The sequence below is a fragment of the Gelidibacter sp. genome (assembly GCF_035515035.1).
Taxonomy (GTDB): Bacteria; Bacteroidota; Bacteroidia; order Flavobacteriales; family Flavobacteriaceae; genus Gelidibacter.
This window is the reverse complement of record NZ_DATJCA010000086.1, coordinates 1-16,051: the sequence shown is the minus strand read 5'-3', so window position 1 is coordinate 16,051 and position 16,051 is coordinate 1. Positions and strand designations below refer to the sequence as shown.

Here is a 16,051-nt window from a genome sequence, read left to right as displayed (position 1 = left end):
CTGTTAAATTATGATTAAAATCTGAAGGTATCGGTTTGTAGTTATAAAAATTTAGTACCTTCAGGATTACTTCATTTTAACTACAATTAAACTATAACAACATGGGAAAAGGTGATAAAAAAACCAGACGAGGAAAAATCAACCGAGGATCTTACGGTGTAAAACGTCTTAGGATAAAGAAAAGACCAACAACACTTGAAAAAATAAATTTAGAAAAGAAATCTAAAGCTTAAAAGTGTGGTTGATTTTAATTCCATTATCATAAGGCTATCTCGTAAAAACCAATCTATTTTCTACAGATAGCCTTTCTTGAAATCTGTAATTTTCCATGTCAAAGCCCTTAACGTCATCCATGGTCTTTGCATTATTATCTATAATATAGCGGGTCATGAGGCCGCGTGCTAATTTAGCATAAACTCCAATGGTCTTATACTCCCCATTTTTCAATTCCTTGAAATCCACATCCACCACAGGAACTTTTAAAGCCTTTTTATCTATTGCCTTAAAATATTCAACACTTGCTAAATTAAGAAATAATTCGTCGTCTTTTAACTCGGCATTCAATGCTTCTGTAATATCGTCCTTCCAAAATTCGTATAAGTTCTTATCTTTTCCGATGCTTAATTTTGTGCCCATTTCCAAGCGGTAAGGCTGTATCAAATCCAACGGCTTCAAAATCCCATACAATCCTGAAAGAATACGCACAGTATCCTGGACCTTCTCTATTTTGTTCTTCGGAATGGTATAGGCATCCAGACCTCTATACACATCACCGCTAAACGCATAAATTGCTGGTCTTGCATTATCTTTCGTGAATGGGATTTTCCAGTCCTGATTGCGTTCATAATTGAGTTGGCTCAAATCCTTCGAGATCCCCATTAGCTCTGATAAGGCTTTAACAGATTTCTTTTTAAGGATTTTATTGAGGCGCTCTGATTGCTTTAAAAATTCGGGTTGCGTGGTTTTATCCGTAGGTAATTCCGTTTCATAATCCAAAGTTTTTGCTGGTGACAATACAAGTTTCATAGTTTTTCCCACTAAATCGGGTCTTCTTTTATATATTTAATCAACTCTTAATATACAAAGTTACGAATGAATTTTAACCTTATTGAACAGAAATAGCACCAATCAATTGGTGGCGTCAATATAGTATCGATTCCTAATCTGCAAAGATACGAAACAAATAGTAATTGCCTGACCCACTGCAATGAGTAAGAGTCATTCATTTCAAAGTATCAATTATAAACTAGCGAATATTGGGTAGTGCAAATCTTTAGTCTCAGAATGAAACGCACAGTAGGGGAATATGGTTGTGTGCAGTGAAATGAAGTCAAAAACCCATGGCGCAGATTATTCCATCTCCATATCCTTATGCTTGGCGTAATGCTGCCATTTTGAAATACATTCCTGCATATCTTGTGGGATTTCAGAATCGAAACTCATAAACTTCCCTGTAGTAGGATGTTCAAAACCCAAGGTTTTGGCGTGAAGTGCCTGACGGGGCAATATTTTGAAGCAATTGTCAACAAACTGTTTGTACTTTGAAAATGTAGTCCCTTTTAAGATTTTATCGCCTCCATATCGCGCATCGTTAAAAAGCGTATGCCCAATATGTTTCATATGCACGCGTATTTGGTGGGTACGGCCCGTTTCCAACTTACAGGACACTAAAGTCACGTAGCCCAAACGTTCAATAATTTTATAATGTGTGACGGCAGGTTTGCCCTTGCCATCATCATCATCTAAATAAACCGTATTCTGCAGCCTGTTTTTGGGATGCCTGCCAATATTACCTTCAATAGTTCCTTCGTCTTCTTCGATATTTCCCCAAACAATAGCGACATACTCGCGCTCACTTGTTTTATTAAAGAATTGCTTTGACAGATTTGCCATGGCAGCTTCGGTTTTGGCAATGACCAACAATCCGCTGGTATCTTTATCAATCCGATGCACCAACCCAGGTCTATTACTGGAATTGTTGGGCAGGTTATCAAAATGATAAATCAAAGCGTTGATAAGTGTTCCTGAATAATTGCCATGACCAGGATGCACCACCATGCCGGCTTCTTTATTGACCACGAGCAAGTCATCATCTTCATAGACAATATCAAGAGGGATGTCTTCGGGGGTCAGCAAATACTCATAAGGCGGATGCTCAAAAAGCACACGGATCTCATCAAAGGGCTTGACCTTATAATTGGATTTTACTGGAATGTCATTGACGTAAATACTGCCGTTTTTGGCAGCTGCCTGAATTTTATTACGGGTTGCGTTTTCGATAAAATTCATCAGGTATTTATCAATACGCAAAGGTTTTTGACCTTTTACCGCGGTAAATGCATAATGCTCATATAAGTCGTCATCGTTTTGATCTTCTAAATCGGGAGTGTTTTCTATCATTCTTCTTCTATACCTCTATTACCATTCCCCAAAACGATATCAATTTTGGAGGTCATGGGCAGTAAATCGCCCGCGCTGACCGATTCGCCTTCAAATGAAATAGATTGTACCTCATCTTTACCAATATCGTCAATGTACGATATTTTGCCAACTTCAAAACCAATGGCTTCCAAAGTTGGCTTGGCTTGACGGAAGGTACGCCCAACTACAATAGGCACTTCCACTTTGCGGTAACCTGATGGATTTAGGATCAAATAAATTTTTCGATCTTCCTTTACCTGGCTTCCAGCTTTTGGATATTGTTCAATTACTGAATATTTAGGATATTTAGGGTTATAGTTTGCCGAATCCTGAATCTCCATAGCCAACTGATTGTCTTTCAATAAGATTCCTGCAGTTTCAATAGATTTCCCTGCCAAATCTGGAACCGTTACAAAACTCCCATGTTTGGTGCGATAATCTAACCACTTCAACATTAAAAAAGACAATATCACAAGTGCTACAACAGCAAGTATAATTTGTTTCAAAAACGCTTTACTCGTTAAAAATTTTATTAGACTCATGAAAGTTTATTATAAGTGGCAAAGATATATAAATCCAACCGTTTTTTCTTTTCCTTTTAATGTGATATTTTTGTTTTGGAATATCGTCCATTAATTTACGAATGTATAACCTTTATATCGTATAAATATTGTTATCTCATTACAGGACATGAAATAGGTTTATTTAAGCATTTGTAAATTACGGGAAAAGTATTCGTGTATTTAGTAGTCGACAGGAACAACTTAAATCAGACATCCGCTTCCGTGGGAATTAAAAAGAAGCCTAGGTGTTGCACGATAGGTTTCTACAAAATATAAACTCTAACTAATAAAATTCCCTCCCGATAACTATCGGGATCATGGGAAATAAATAAGATTCCCACCTTTGTGGGAAGTAAATATGAAAAAGAACGTTGCCATCATCATGGGAGGATTTTCGAGCGAATTCGAGATTTCCCTTAAAAGCGGCCAAGTGGTTTATGAAACCCTTGATGCAGCCAAGTATAATGCTTACCGCATCCATATTTTTAAAGACAAATGGGTCTATGTAGATGCCAAAAACAGCGAACATCCTGTTGATAAAAATGATTTTTCGATTTCTGTTGGTGGGCTCAAAACCAACTTCGACTGTGTATTCAACGCCATACATGGCACTCCTGGAGAAGATGGGTTTATGCAAGGGTATTTGGAACTGCTCAATATCCCACAGACCAGCTGCAACATGTACCAAGCTGCCCTGACCTTTAACAAAAGAGATTGTTTGAGCACTTTAAAACCTTATGGGATTAAAACTGCTGTTTCTTATTATGTAAATCTAGGTGATGCTATTGATGAAGATGCCATTATTGCCAAAGTAGGTTTGCCATGTTTTGTTAAAGCCAACAAAGCCGGAAGTAGTTTTGGGATAAGCAAAGTCTATAAAAGGGAAGAGTTTAACAAGGCATTGGAAGTTGCTTTTAAGGAAGACGATGAAGTGATCATTGAATCCTTTTTAGACGGAGTAGAAGTGTCTGTTGGGGTTATCACTTATAAAGGTGAAGTGACGGTTCTTCCCATTACCGAAATTGTAAGCGACAATGATTTCTTTGACTATCAAGCCAAATATTTAGGGCAATCCCAAGAAATAACCCCGGCAAGGTTGACAGATGAACAAGAGGAAAAAGTTAGAACGGTTGCCAAAAAAGTCTATGAGGTTTTGAAAATGAAGGGCTTTAGTCGCAGCGAATTTATATTTAAGGATGGCGAGCCACATTTTCTGGAAATCAACACGGTTCCTGGAATGACCGCCGCAAGCATTTTACCTCAACAAGCAGCAGCGGCAGGCATTAGCTTAGCGGATTTGTTTGGAAATGCGGTTGAAGAATGTTTGAAGTGATGATTGGCACAAGGATGGATTTCGTTGGAAAATCTTTCTGAAAAAGAATTGTATATTTGAATTTATAACTACTAAAATGAGATTCCTGCCTGCGCAGGAAATAATATGAAACGCGCACTATTCCCAGGATCCTTTGATCCGCTTACCTTAGGCCATTTTGACATCATCAATCGCGGATTGAAAGTGTTTGATGAAGTGGTAGTTGCCATTGGCATCAATGCCGATAAAAAATACATGTTCTCTTTAGAAGAGCGCTTGAATTTCATTAGGGAGGCGTTTAAAGAGCATCCTAAAGTAAAAGTGATGACCTATACAGGTTTGACTATTGACTTTTGCAAGGAAATTGATGCGCAGTTTATTTTAAGAGGCTTGCGCAATCCCGCCGATTTTGAATTTGAAAAAGCCATCGCGCATACCAACAGAAAACTTTCCAAGATAGAAACCGTCTTTTTACTGACCGCCGCCAGTACGTCTTATATCTCTTCATCCATCGTGAGGGATGTCATCAGAAACAATGGGGATTATACTGTTTTGGTGCCGGATAGTGTTGTGATCAAATAATTTCACCTAATAACATCATGCAGCGTTTCCATTTTTATGGATAAATGTTGATAGAATTTTATACTAATATGAGTGTATGGTTAGAGCAGATAATAATATTAATCTAGAGGCTTTCATATTAAGCATATCCTATTAAAAAAGCATCAAAAGCAAACCATATTTCACTATGATGTTTACAACTGATGCTTTTCAAGAAAATTGACTAATAGCATTTTCAATATACAAATTAATACATTTTCAAAATCATTTTATCGATGAAAAGCATTAAAAAAAGACAATCCGTAATCGCTTGAAAGGGTATCCAAAATTATTTAAGAAGCAACTAAACAAGACTTTGCTATCACCTCACCTGGCGAGGATATTATTGCAAATACCCGACCGCAGCTTCCAAAGCCTTTTCAATTCCGGCTGGATTCTTACCACCTGCAGTTGCAAAAAATGGCTGTCCACCCCCACCTCCTTGAATATGCTTACCCAATTCACGTACTATGGAACCCGCATTCAATCCTTTACTCTCCACTAATTCCTTAGAAATATAACAGGATAACAAAGCCTTTCCATCATTTTCAGACGCAAACAACAAGAATAGATTATCATATTGTTGTCCCATTTCAAAGGACAGATCCTTGATGCCAGAAGCATCCAAATCTACTTTTTTGGCAAGAAATTGAATGCCGTTTAACTCTTTTAATTCGTTTTTAAGATCACCTTTTAAATTTTTGGCTTTCTCTTTTAATAAATTCTCGATTTGTTTCTTTAATTCGGCATTCTCACTTTGCAAGTTTTGGATGGCCTTTACTGGTTCTTGGGCGTTGTTTAGAAGGCCTTTGATTTTATAAAACGCACGGTCATGCTCTTGATAATAATCCTTTACTGCATCATTGGTGATGGCCTCTATACGTCGTATACCTGAAGCCACCGCACCTTCTGAAATAATCTTAAAATACCAAATATCCGCAGTATTCTTAACATGGGTACCTCCACAAAGTTCGAACGATTTTCCATAACGCACGGTCCGTACGGTATCGCCATATTTTTCACCAAAAAGGGCTATAGCGCCTTCTTCGATAGCCAATTCCATCGGAATGTTGCGCTGTTCTTGAAGCTCTAGTTTGCCATCAATACGAGCGTTGACAAAATTCTCAACATCGCTTAATTCCTCTGGAGTCATTTTTGAAAAATGTGAGAAATCAAAACGAAGGTATTTTGAATGCACTGCACTTCCTTTTTGCTCTACATGTTCGCCCAAGACTTCACGTAATGCTTGATGCAGCAAATGGGTTGCGGTATGGTTGGATTCCGTTCTTCTACGCTGTTTCGCATCTACTGAAGCTTTGAATGTGCCATGAAGATCCTTAGGTAAATTTTTAGTAAAATGAATGGCTACATTATTCTCTTTCTTGGTATCCAGGATGTAAACAACATCACCATTACTATCTGTCAAATAGCCTTTATCACCAACTTGTCCGCCACCTTCAGCATAAAATGGGGTCAAGTTAAAAACCAACTGGTACATTTCGCCATCTTTCTTGGAAACTACTTTTCTGTAACGTGCGATTTTCACATTGGTTTCAAGAAAATCATAACCGATAAATTCCTGTACGTCATCTTCCATTAAAACAGTCCAATCCTCTGTGGACATCTCACTGGCAGCACGCGAGCGGTCTTTTTGTTTTTTCATTTCAAGATGAAACCCTTCTTCGTTCAATTCCAATCCTTTTTCACGCAGTATAAGTGCTGTCAAGTCAATCGGAAATCCGAATGTATCATAAAGTTCAAAAACTTTTTCACCTGAAATTATTTTCGAATTCGATTCTTCAACGACTCTGTTTAAGAGCACCAAACCTTGATCTAAAGTTCGTAAAAATGACTGTTCCTCTTCCTTAATCACGTTTTCAATCAACTGTTTTTGCGATTTCAATTCAGGAAAGGCGTCACCCATCTTCTTGCTCAAAACATCCACCAATCTGTAAATGAAAGGATCTTTCTGATCTAAAAAGGTAAAACTATAGCGAATGGCCCTTCTTAAAATTCGGCGGATGACATAGCCTGCTCCTGTATTGCTTGGCAACTGTCCGTCAGCAATTGAAAATGCTACCGCACGCACGTGATCGGAAATGACGCGTATGGCAATGTCAACGTCCTCGTTCTCTCCATAAGGTTTTTCCGCAATGGTTTCTATCTCACGGATAATTGGGGTAAAGACGTCTGTATCATAATTTGACTGCACCCCTTGCAATACCATGCAGAGCCGCTCAAAGCCCATACCTGTGTCAATATGTTTTTGAGGTAACGGCTCTAAAGACCCGTTGGCCTTTCTATTGTATTGCATAAACACAAGATTCCATATTTCAACCACTTGCGGGTGATCCATGTTCACCAAAGTCTTGCCATCAACAGCAGCTTTTTCTTCATCCGATCGGATATCCACATGGATTTCACTACATGGTCCACACGGTCCTTGCTCGCCCATTTCCCAAAAGTTATCTTTTTTATTGCCCATCAAGATGCGATCTTCAGAAATAAAGGATTTCCACAAATCATAAGCTTCCTGATCCATTGGTAGATTATCGTCGGCACTGCCTTCAAAAACAGTGACATAGAGAATGTCTTTATCAATACCATACACATCCACCAAGAGTTCCCAAGCCCAAGCTATAGCTTCTTTTTTGAAATAGTCACCAAAACTCCAGTTGCCCAACATTTCAAACAATGTATGGTGATAGGTGTCATAACCTACCTCTTCCAAATCGTTGTGCTTGCCTGAAACCCGAAGACATTTTTGAGTATCGGCAATCCGATTGTTTTTGGGCTGCGCATTGCCTAAAAAATATTCCTTAAAAGGTGCCATTCCAGAATTGACAAACATTAAGGTAGGATCATCCTTTAAAACCATGGGTGCGGAAGGTACAATGCTATGTTGTTTGTCCTTAAAAAAGTTTAAAAATGTGGAACGTATGTCTTGAGATTTCATTTTGATAATTTGATGTCTTATTTTATATTAAAATTGGGATATGACGGAATTTTTCACAAATTTATTTTAAAGTTTGCATATCACAGGTCTAGTTTAATCGAGAATCATTTAGTTTTACTAAATTTACAAATAAAATATTTTGTAGGTTTGTTCGTTTGGTTCATATATAAAGACCTTTTAAAGTCATTTTAACTGTGCAAAAATAGTATAAATTAGGAAATGAGTAAGGTAAAATATTATTACGATTCTGATACCCTCTCTTATAAAAAAATAGAGCGTAGAAAAAGGAATACTTTTAAGTATGCTTCCATTTTTATTTTAGGCTCAGCACTGTTTGGTTTCTTATTTGTGTTTTTGGCGAGTCAGTTCATTCAATCGCCCAAAGAACGTGCTTTAGCAAGAGAACTCCAGCATATGGAACTGCAATACCAATTGCTTAACAAAAAAATGGACGAGGCACAATCGGTTTTGGCCAATGTTGAACAACGAGACAACGCCATTTACCGACTCTATTTTGCCGCCAATCCAATTCCAGAAGAACAACGTAAAGCGGGTTTTGGTGGGATCAATCGGTATAAATCATTGGAAGGTTTTGATAATTCAAAAATTATCATTGAAGCCAATAGACGTATGGATATTTTACAAAAACAAATTGTAGTCCAGTCCAAATCTTTGGATGAAATAGCAGTTTTGGCTGAAGATAAAGAGAAATTCTTAGCTTCCATTCCCGCAATCCAACCTATAAACAGTGATGATTTAACCCGAATGGCCTCAGGTTATGGTTACCGGACCGATCCGTTTACAAAGGTTAGAAAATTTCATTATGGCATGGATTTTACAGCACCACAGGGCACCCCAATATATGCTGCTGGGGATGGCGTCGTGACACGGGCAGACAACTCTGCAACAGGGTATGGCAATCACATCCGCATTGATCATGGCTATGGTTATGTCACTTTATACGCCCACTTATACAAGTATAATGTACGCGCAAATCAAAAGGTGAAACGTGGTGATTTAATTGGATTTGTTGGTAGTACAGGCCGTTCTGAAGCCCCACATTTACATTATGAAGTATTTAAGGACGATGATCGCATCAACCCAATCAACTTCTATTATGGTAATTTATCAGCAGAAGAGTATAGCAAATTATTGGAGCACGCTGCCCTAGAAAATCAATCCCTGGATTAATATGCAGATCGATCTTCCAGAAAAAAGGTATTATGGTATTGGCGAAGTTGCCAAAGCTTTCAAGGTCAATACATCCTTGATCCGATTTTGGGAAAAAGAGTTTGACATTTTAAAGCCAAAGAAGAATGCAAAAGGCAACCGAAAGTTCACACCAGAAGACATAAAAAACCTTCAATTTATATACCATTTGGTCAAAGTGAGGGGGTTTACCCTTGAAGGCGCAAAAACGCATTTAAAGGAACAAAAACAAGAAGCACTCAACACATTCGAAATCATTAATAAATTAAAAGGCATTAAAGCCCAACTTATAAAAATTAAAACACAACTATAAAAACCACTATCACATGAAAAAATGGCTCGTACCTGTAATTATTATTGCTTTAATCGCAATAGCACTTTACTCTTGGGGAAAAAACTTTAACAATACAGCGGTAGAACTCAAAGAAACTGCCACGCGAAGCTGGGGCGATGTAGAAAGTAGCTACCAACGCCGTAATGACCTTATTGGCAATCTTGTGAAAACAGTGCAAGGTGCGGCCGATTTTGAGCGTACCACATTGACAGAAGTTATTGAAGCAAGAGCAAAAGCAACGTCTACCACCATTGACGCCAACAATTTGACACCAGAAAATATGGCTCAGTTTCAAGAAGCGCAAAGTGGATTGAGCGGAGCATTATCTAAACTCTTGGTATCTGTGGAGCGTTATCCTGAATTAAAGGCGAATCAAAACTTCTTGGAATTACAATCGCAATTGGAAGGCACTGAAAACAGGATTAACGTGGCGAGAGATCGTTTTAACGGCAACGTAGAACCTTATAACAAACACATCAAAACCTTTCCAAACAGTGTGCTGGCAGGTCTTTTTAATTTTGATGACATGAGTTATTATAAGGCTGATGCCGGGTCTGAAAACGCTCCTGACGTCGATTTTGATTTTAAATAAATCACTCTCACGGGTCAACTTTTACTTGTACTCAAAACCCGAATATCTATAAAAAGAAATTAGAAGAATGTCCAAAATAGAAGATTTCCTAACCGAAGCAGAGGAGCAACAAGTGATTGAAGCCATTAGAAATGCGGAAAAGAACACCTCTGGAGAAATACGCGTACATCTAGAGAAAACCTCTAATAAGGATCCGTATGAACGCGCATTGGAAGTGTTCCATCTCCTTAAAATGGACAATACAAAACTCCAAAATGGCGTGTTGATTTACGTTGCTGTAGAAGATAAAACCTTTGTAATCTTTGGTGATGAGGGTATTAACGATGTGGTAGATGATGATTTCTGGGAAAGCACAAAAAACGTGATGCAAGGCCATTTTAAAAGAGGTCATTTCAAACAGGGGTTAGTGGATGGCATTTTAAAAGCAGGCAAACAATTGGAAACCTTTTTCCCTTGGGAAACCGGCGATAAGAATGAAATTCCTGATGATATTTCTATAGGATAAAAAATTAAGTATGCAGTTAGCAGTCAACAGTCAACTATATTTTTTCAGGGGAAGCGTTTTTAAACGCTTTCTTTTTAGCGTCCTGTTGGTTTTATGCAGTATCCAATTGGGGTTTTCTCAATTTAACATCCCTGAAAAACCTTCAAAAACAACGGAACAAACGAGTGTTTATCAATATATTCCTTTACTATCTGAAAGCCAGAAGAACAGTCTGGAACAGAAACTGATAAAATATTCGGATACCACCTCCACCCAAATTGTCATTGCCATTATTAGTACCACACAAGGAGAAAACATCAATTACTTAGGGGCACAATGGGGACAAAAATGGGGCATTGGTCAGGAAAAAGAAGACAATGGCATCCTCATTCTATTGGCTAGGGACGACCGTAAGATTGCAATCAACACAGGTTATGGCACCGAACATCTATTAACAGACGCCATGTCCAAACGGATCATTGAGCGCGATATCCTGCCTTATTTTAGACAAAACGATTATTACGGCGGCCTCAATCGAGGTGCTGATGCTATTTTTGAAGTGATGACCGGTGAATATCAAGGCACGCGACAAAACAACGCGGAGGAAGGAATTCCTGTTGGATTTATTTTCATGCTCTTTATCATCTTCATCATCATTATGATTTCTATTTCCAAGAACAACAAAGGTGGTGGTGGACCAGGCAGTAAGAGAGGTGGTGATTTTAGTATCTGGGATGCCATAATCTTAAGCAACTTGGGGCGCGGCGGTTTTGGTGGCGGCGGTAGATCATCAGGAGGTGGTTTTGGCGGTGGCTTCGGCGGCGGCGGTTTCGGAGGTGGATTTGGAGGCGGTGGCTTTGGAGGTGGTGGTGCTTCTGGAGGCTGGTAGGGTTTTGGTTGGAAGTCCTGCAGTTAGCAGTTGGCAGTCGTCAGTTCTCGGTGACCAATTCGCAGTGGTTTCTCCTTCGTAAATACTATGGACGGGCAGGTAGTTTCCAGTATTCGCTGTTCAGTACTTAGCTAAAAATATCTTATTCTCCGAATTCAGCTTTAATTTCATCTTCAATTTCAACTTATAACATGGCTTCATACAAACCAAAAAACTACAATTCCCTATCACCTTATCTCATTGTGGACGATGCGGAAAAACTTGTCGATCTTTTAAAAATTATTTTTGATGCCAAGGAATTAAGGCGCTATAACCGAGAGGATGGCTCCATAATGCATTTGGAACTCCAATTGGATGATTCTGTAGTAATGATCAGTGATAGTACAGAGGATTATCCCGCTATAACTGCCATGTTGCACATCTATGTGCCCGATGTTTTTAAAACATTTGATTTGGCCATCGAACATGATTGTCTTCTTCTAGAGCGACCAATTACCAAACCCGACGATACGGATACAAGAGGTTCTTTTTTGGATCCTGCCGGAAACTATTGGGCGGTGAGCACACAACAAGACATATAAGAATTCAATTGATAACCTTTCATAGTTATACCAGACTTTAATGTCTAATTTTGTGCGCGAACAAAAGGCCGTTCATCGATTACAGAATAAATCACTTGCTTTTTATCAGATATTTTATAACTTTAATTGATGATTTAGAGTGTTTATACACAAAATTTTAAAATTCAAAGAGATTCAAACCCCAAACTGGTCTACTTATGGAAACAAATGCTAATCATTTTAGTAATAGCGATATTACTATAACTTACGAACCATCTGTTTGCATCAACGCCGGACGTTGTGCGAAAGAACTTTCCGATGTATTTAGAAATTCAGTAATCCCATGGATTGACATAGATGGTGCACCTTCTGAAAGAATCATTGATCAAGTCAGAAAATGTCCATCCGGGGCCCTGAAAGTTTATCTAAATCAGAAAGTGGCCTAATCATTAACCGTCAAAAGAAAATCCCTTTGAAATTAAATTCAAAGGGATTTTTTTATTGTTATTGATTTTTTTGAATTATTTAATGATCACTTTTTGGGTTTTAATTTGGTTATCATTATTAATCTTCACTACATAAACACCGGTAGTTATGGTGGAGATATCCATGGTGTTCTCTGTAGTATACGGACTAAGAGCTTTCTTCAATACCACTCGGCCTTGGATATCATAAAGATGTGCTGTTGTTGCACCTCTCAATTGTCCCATTATGTATAAGTTTTTAGGCGATGCTGTTGTATAAATTCGCAAATTATCATTGGCGTCCATATCCCCAATAGACAGAGTTCTCGATGAATAATGGACATTGAAACGACCCGCACCATTCAAACTTGCAGTGGGCGTAAAGGTAAAAGCGCCATCATTCAATAACGTCAGTGTATTGTTTTGGGTATCTTCCAGATACACATTAATATTTGAGGGCAGTGTGGAGAGGTCATCAATACTGATGCTCAATTCCGATCCCGCTTTAGCCTTGATTCCCAAAGGCACGGTCACGTCGTTAAAATCCTCATAAGGTAAGGACTGAATCGCAATATCAAGACCGGTATGGTCTTCCAACAGATTGGTAAATATTGAGAAATCAATTTTAGTAGCTGAATAAGCTGCCGCATCATAACCCCGGTCCAAACCTTTGGTTGTGCCTTCAATAAAATAAATGCTGGTTGAGGATAGATTATTATTATTTTCTAATCTTAGTTTGCTTAAAGCCTTAAGGCCTCCGTGCGGTCTGCCAGCAATAAAATCATCGGTATTTCCTGTGCGTCGCATTGCCGGTGTAAAAGTTATAGTGCCGCCACCTACTTTAGCTTTTACAAAGAATCCCTGCCCCGGAGCCATTAGTGCTTCGCTGGGTACATTGGCTTGATTATAAATTTCCCAGCTGCTTTTACTGCCTCTATATCCATATACGGCAACGTACTGATCCTCTAACTGATCCATATTATTTGGTGTAAAAAACGCTTCAACATCAAGATAGGACGGATATGGATTCCCAATCAGGTTCCATGCTCTTCCTGCAGAAGCATCTGAAAGACTGACATTGACATTAGATTTAGTAACTGCGCCTGTAAAGGTTAAATTGCTTACAGGAGTTGTTGCTGCTCTGAAACCCACTCCTGACGCTATAACAGTGGATGCATTTCCATTGACGTCATAATTTTGATAGGCACCAACAACAGTGTTATAAGGCGCAAACGCTCTTAACGTACCTGATGCTGCCAAACTACTGTTAGCAGTTGCGGATGCAAAAGATCCAAAAGTCTGATTTACCACCGGTGTAGAGATCAGATCATTGCCGCCACCTGCCGAAGTGCCAATGACATTCACATGACGTTCATAATTGACGACACCATTAATCTCACCGTTCAATATTAAACTGGAATACATTAGTGATGAGGATTGTAAGGTTGTTGAATTCACGGTTAATGTGGCCCCGCTATTTATAGTCAATCCAGCACCAGGCGCAACGGTTAGGGCGTAACACGTAATGTCACTAGAAATAACAGCGTCACCTGAATTAATCTGGATACTATCATGGATGTCCAAATCAGCAGTATTAGGGTCACTTGGAGACCATGCAGTACCGTCATAGACGTATGCTGTACCGACGTTTATTTGTATAGTTTTGACACATGGTTCAATGGGTTCACTTATCACGTTTATCTCCGCCGCAGATGCCCAGTTATTATCCCCTCCTTCGGAAAGTGCTAACAAACGGACATACCTGCCTTGGGTTGCAGTAAAACTGACTTGCTTTAAAAAAGCGTTATATGCCCAAGACTCATGGGTGCCTGGGTTATCCTCATCCTCATAAGCAGAAGCCACGGGACTGCCCCAATTATTAGGTGAATTACTCACATAAATCTCAAATTCAGCGATCATACCATGTAATATGCCATCTTGTCTTGGTAAATACTCAAGACCCGATACATATGATTCTGCTCGCAAATCTATTACGATTTCATGAGGATAGGGATTGTCTATAGCAGACCATTCTGTATGCCAAATTGTACCTTCGACGCCATCAACAGCATTGGAGCCACGGCCATCTTCCATGTAAATCTCCTCACTATCCACCGATATCACCACTGGATTTAATGTAGGTCTTATAGAATACAGTCCAGCTTGACTATTAGTAATATTTTCAACAATTGGACCAATTACCTCATTATTTGGGCTTGTAATTGTATAGTCAATCCCCTCTAAGTCTAGGAAAAGCGCAATATCATCTCCTTCGTTAACCGTAATCTCTAATGGCGCATTGCTAATTGAACTATCATTTACTTGATAGGTTAAATTTAATTCTTCACAGACAACAACAGAACCCACACAATTACAATCGCCATCTTCAACATCATTGATAGTATGTGGATTACCGTCATCGCAGGGGCTACTAACTGGCGGACAATTCGCAGGAAAAGCATAGACTTGAACTTCTGCCAAGCTTAATATCCCATTTTGACGGATCATCACGTATCTAGCACTACCAAGATTTCCTTTATATTGCACTATGTCCCAATTGAGATCTCCAACTTTAGTATAATCATTAACATTTTCGCTATTAATAGTACCTACGTAAACTTCCGCACCAAATAAGCGACTGCCTTCACTCCCAATTCTATTATAGATTCGCATCACAGACAAATCATAAACATCACCTAAATCTACGCGCCACCATGCATCTTTATCTTCATCGTCAGTATGTGTAACCGAGTTTGCCGATAAATTATCATTATCAAAAGCACCACTTGTATTCCCATCAACGGCCTTTTCAGGATATCCTTCCCAACCTACACTTGATTGAGATGTAGGCTGCCCTAACGCTAAATTGGGTCCAAGGTCCTGAGAAAAACTTTTATAACTCACTAAAACTAATAAAAAAAATATCTTGTAAAAATACGATCTACTCATAATGTAGGGCTTGGGGTTAGACATATAGATAATAATTTAACTCATGGATGAACAATTCATTCATGAATCAATTAACGGATTTAACTCCGTTTACGTTTTTTTCGAAAAATAACACAAAAATTTCATAACAAAAATTTTATTGAGGAAACTATCTTATTTTTTTACAAATCACCCAAGTCATAAACAAGGAAGGCCACATTGACAATGCTGTCGAGCTACATTATACTTAATCAATCAGATTATGAGCTAACAAATAAGTTTGAATAAATTTTCATAAAAAAAGGAGTGTAAACGCTTAGGTTCTCACTCCTTTATATTCTTTTCATTTCAGTGTACCTAAAAGACTCTTCAGGACCATCAGTGTAAAATGACATTCCTTTTGATTATTTCTTTAATCTTATTTAATGATAAGTTTTTGCGTTTTATTTTGATTATCGTTATAAATCTTAACTACATAAACACCCGTACTCATTGTTGAGATATCCATAGTGTTTTCAGTAGTATTCGGGTTGAGAACTTTACTTAGTACCATGCGGCCTTGTATGTCATATAGATGCGCTTTTGTTGCACCAGTCAATTGCCCCATAATATATAAAGTCTTAGGCGATGCGGTTGTATAGATTCGTAAATTATCATTCTTATCCAAATCTCCAATGGATAGGGTTCTCGATGCATAATGGACATTGAAACGGCCCGCACCATTCAAATCTTCAGTAGG

At 38.5% G+C, this 16,051-nt stretch carries 16 protein-coding genes; 10 read left to right on the top strand and 6 right to left on the bottom strand.

What is annotated here, in order from left to right:
• Positions 1 to 101: 101 nt before the first annotated feature.
• Entirely contained in the window at positions 102 to 233 is a 132-nt protein-coding gene (locus VLZ86_RS06490) for a 30S ribosomal protein THX (RefSeq protein WP_129017895.1), read from the top strand.
• A gap of 34 nt (positions 234 to 267) precedes the next feature.
• On the opposite strand, the gene yaaA is transcribed toward VLZ86_RS06490, so the two are convergent.
• From yaaA to VLZ86_RS06475, 3 genes are all read right to left on the bottom strand, one after another.
• Complete coding sequence (gene yaaA, locus VLZ86_RS06485) at positions 268 to 1,026, bottom strand: peroxide stress protein YaaA (protein WP_325449821.1); 759 nt, start codon at positions 1,024 to 1,026, stop codon at positions 268 to 270.
• A 324-nt stretch (positions 1,027 to 1,350) separates the two neighbouring features.
• Complete coding sequence (locus tag VLZ86_RS06480; RefSeq protein WP_325449820.1) at positions 1,351 to 2,400, bottom strand: RluA family pseudouridine synthase; 1,050 nt, start codon at positions 2,398 to 2,400, stop codon at positions 1,351 to 1,353.
• Positions 2,397 to 2,963, bottom strand: coding sequence for a PASTA domain-containing protein (locus tag VLZ86_RS06475; protein WP_325449819.1), 567 nt, complete (start codon positions 2,961 to 2,963; stop codon positions 2,397 to 2,399). The genes VLZ86_RS06480 and VLZ86_RS06475 overlap by 4 nt, the downstream gene beginning before the upstream one ends.
• 379 nt (positions 2,964 to 3,342) lie before the next feature.
• Between VLZ86_RS06475 and VLZ86_RS06470 the strand changes: the two genes are divergently transcribed.
• Both VLZ86_RS06470 and coaD read left to right on the top strand, forming a co-directional pair.
• On the top strand, positions 3,343 to 4,317 hold the full coding sequence (locus VLZ86_RS06470) for a D-alanine--D-alanine ligase (RefSeq protein WP_325449818.1): 975 nt from the start codon (positions 3,343 to 3,345) through the stop codon (positions 4,315 to 4,317).
• A 105-nt stretch (positions 4,318 to 4,422) separates the two neighbouring features.
• Positions 4,423 to 4,878 (top strand): pantetheine-phosphate adenylyltransferase, encoded by a 456-nt coding sequence (gene coaD, locus VLZ86_RS06465; RefSeq protein ID WP_325449817.1) that lies wholly within the window; start codon positions 4,423 to 4,425, stop codon positions 4,876 to 4,878.
• 361 nt (positions 4,879 to 5,239) lie between these two features.
• On the opposite strand, the gene alaS is transcribed toward coaD, so the two are convergent.
• Complete coding sequence (gene alaS / locus VLZ86_RS06460; protein WP_325449816.1) at positions 5,240 to 7,852, bottom strand: alanine--tRNA ligase; 2,613 nt, start codon at positions 7,850 to 7,852, stop codon at positions 5,240 to 5,242.
• Between the two features lie 219 nt (positions 7,853 to 8,071).
• Here alaS and VLZ86_RS06455 point away from each other — a divergent pair, with 219 nt between their 5' ends.
• The 7 genes from VLZ86_RS06455 to VLZ86_RS06425 all read left to right on the top strand — a co-directional run bounded on the left by VLZ86_RS06455 (position 8,072) and on the right by VLZ86_RS06425 (position 12,366).
• On the top strand, positions 8,072 to 9,043 hold the full coding sequence (locus VLZ86_RS06455; RefSeq protein WP_325449815.1) for a M23 family metallopeptidase: 972 nt from the start codon (positions 8,072 to 8,074) through the stop codon (positions 9,041 to 9,043).
• A 1-nt stretch (position 9,044) separates the two neighbouring features.
• The gene (locus tag VLZ86_RS06450) at positions 9,045 to 9,374 is read left to right on the top strand and encodes a MerR family transcriptional regulator (RefSeq protein WP_325449814.1); all 330 of its coding nucleotides are present in this window, start codon (positions 9,045 to 9,047) and stop codon (positions 9,372 to 9,374) included.
• A 13-nt stretch (positions 9,375 to 9,387) separates the two neighbouring features.
• Positions 9,388 to 9,987: a LemA family protein gene (locus tag VLZ86_RS06445; RefSeq protein WP_325449813.1), complete on the top strand. Its 600-nt coding sequence runs from the start codon at positions 9,388 to 9,390 to the stop codon at positions 9,985 to 9,987.
• 67 nt (positions 9,988 to 10,054) lie between these two features.
• Complete coding sequence (locus VLZ86_RS06440) at positions 10,055 to 10,492, top strand: TPM domain-containing protein (protein WP_325449812.1); 438 nt, start codon at positions 10,055 to 10,057, stop codon at positions 10,490 to 10,492.
• A 10-nt stretch (positions 10,493 to 10,502) separates the two neighbouring features.
• Complete coding sequence (locus VLZ86_RS06435) at positions 10,503 to 11,360, top strand: TPM domain-containing protein (RefSeq protein ID WP_325449811.1); 858 nt, start codon at positions 10,503 to 10,505, stop codon at positions 11,358 to 11,360.
• A gap of 191 nt (positions 11,361 to 11,551) precedes the next feature.
• Positions 11,552 to 11,941: a VOC family protein gene (locus tag VLZ86_RS06430; protein ID WP_325449810.1), complete on the top strand. Its 390-nt coding sequence runs from the start codon at positions 11,552 to 11,554 to the stop codon at positions 11,939 to 11,941.
• A 197-nt stretch (positions 11,942 to 12,138) separates the two neighbouring features.
• A complete protein-coding gene (locus tag VLZ86_RS06425) occupies positions 12,139 to 12,366 on the top strand; it encodes a (4Fe-4S)-binding protein (protein WP_129017909.1) in 228 nt (75 codons plus the stop codon).
• A 75-nt stretch (positions 12,367 to 12,441) separates the two neighbouring features.
• Here VLZ86_RS06425 and VLZ86_RS06420 read toward each other — a convergent pair whose 3' ends face one another.
• The gene (locus VLZ86_RS06420) at positions 12,442 to 15,357 is read right to left on the bottom strand and encodes a discoidin domain-containing protein (protein WP_325449809.1); all 2,916 of its coding nucleotides are present in this window, start codon (positions 15,355 to 15,357) and stop codon (positions 12,442 to 12,444) included.
• Between the two features lie 373 nt (positions 15,358 to 15,730).
• Positions 15,731 to 16,051 (bottom strand): T9SS type A sorting domain-containing protein (locus VLZ86_RS06415; RefSeq protein WP_325449808.1); only part of this gene is annotated, 321 nt, incomplete at its 5' end.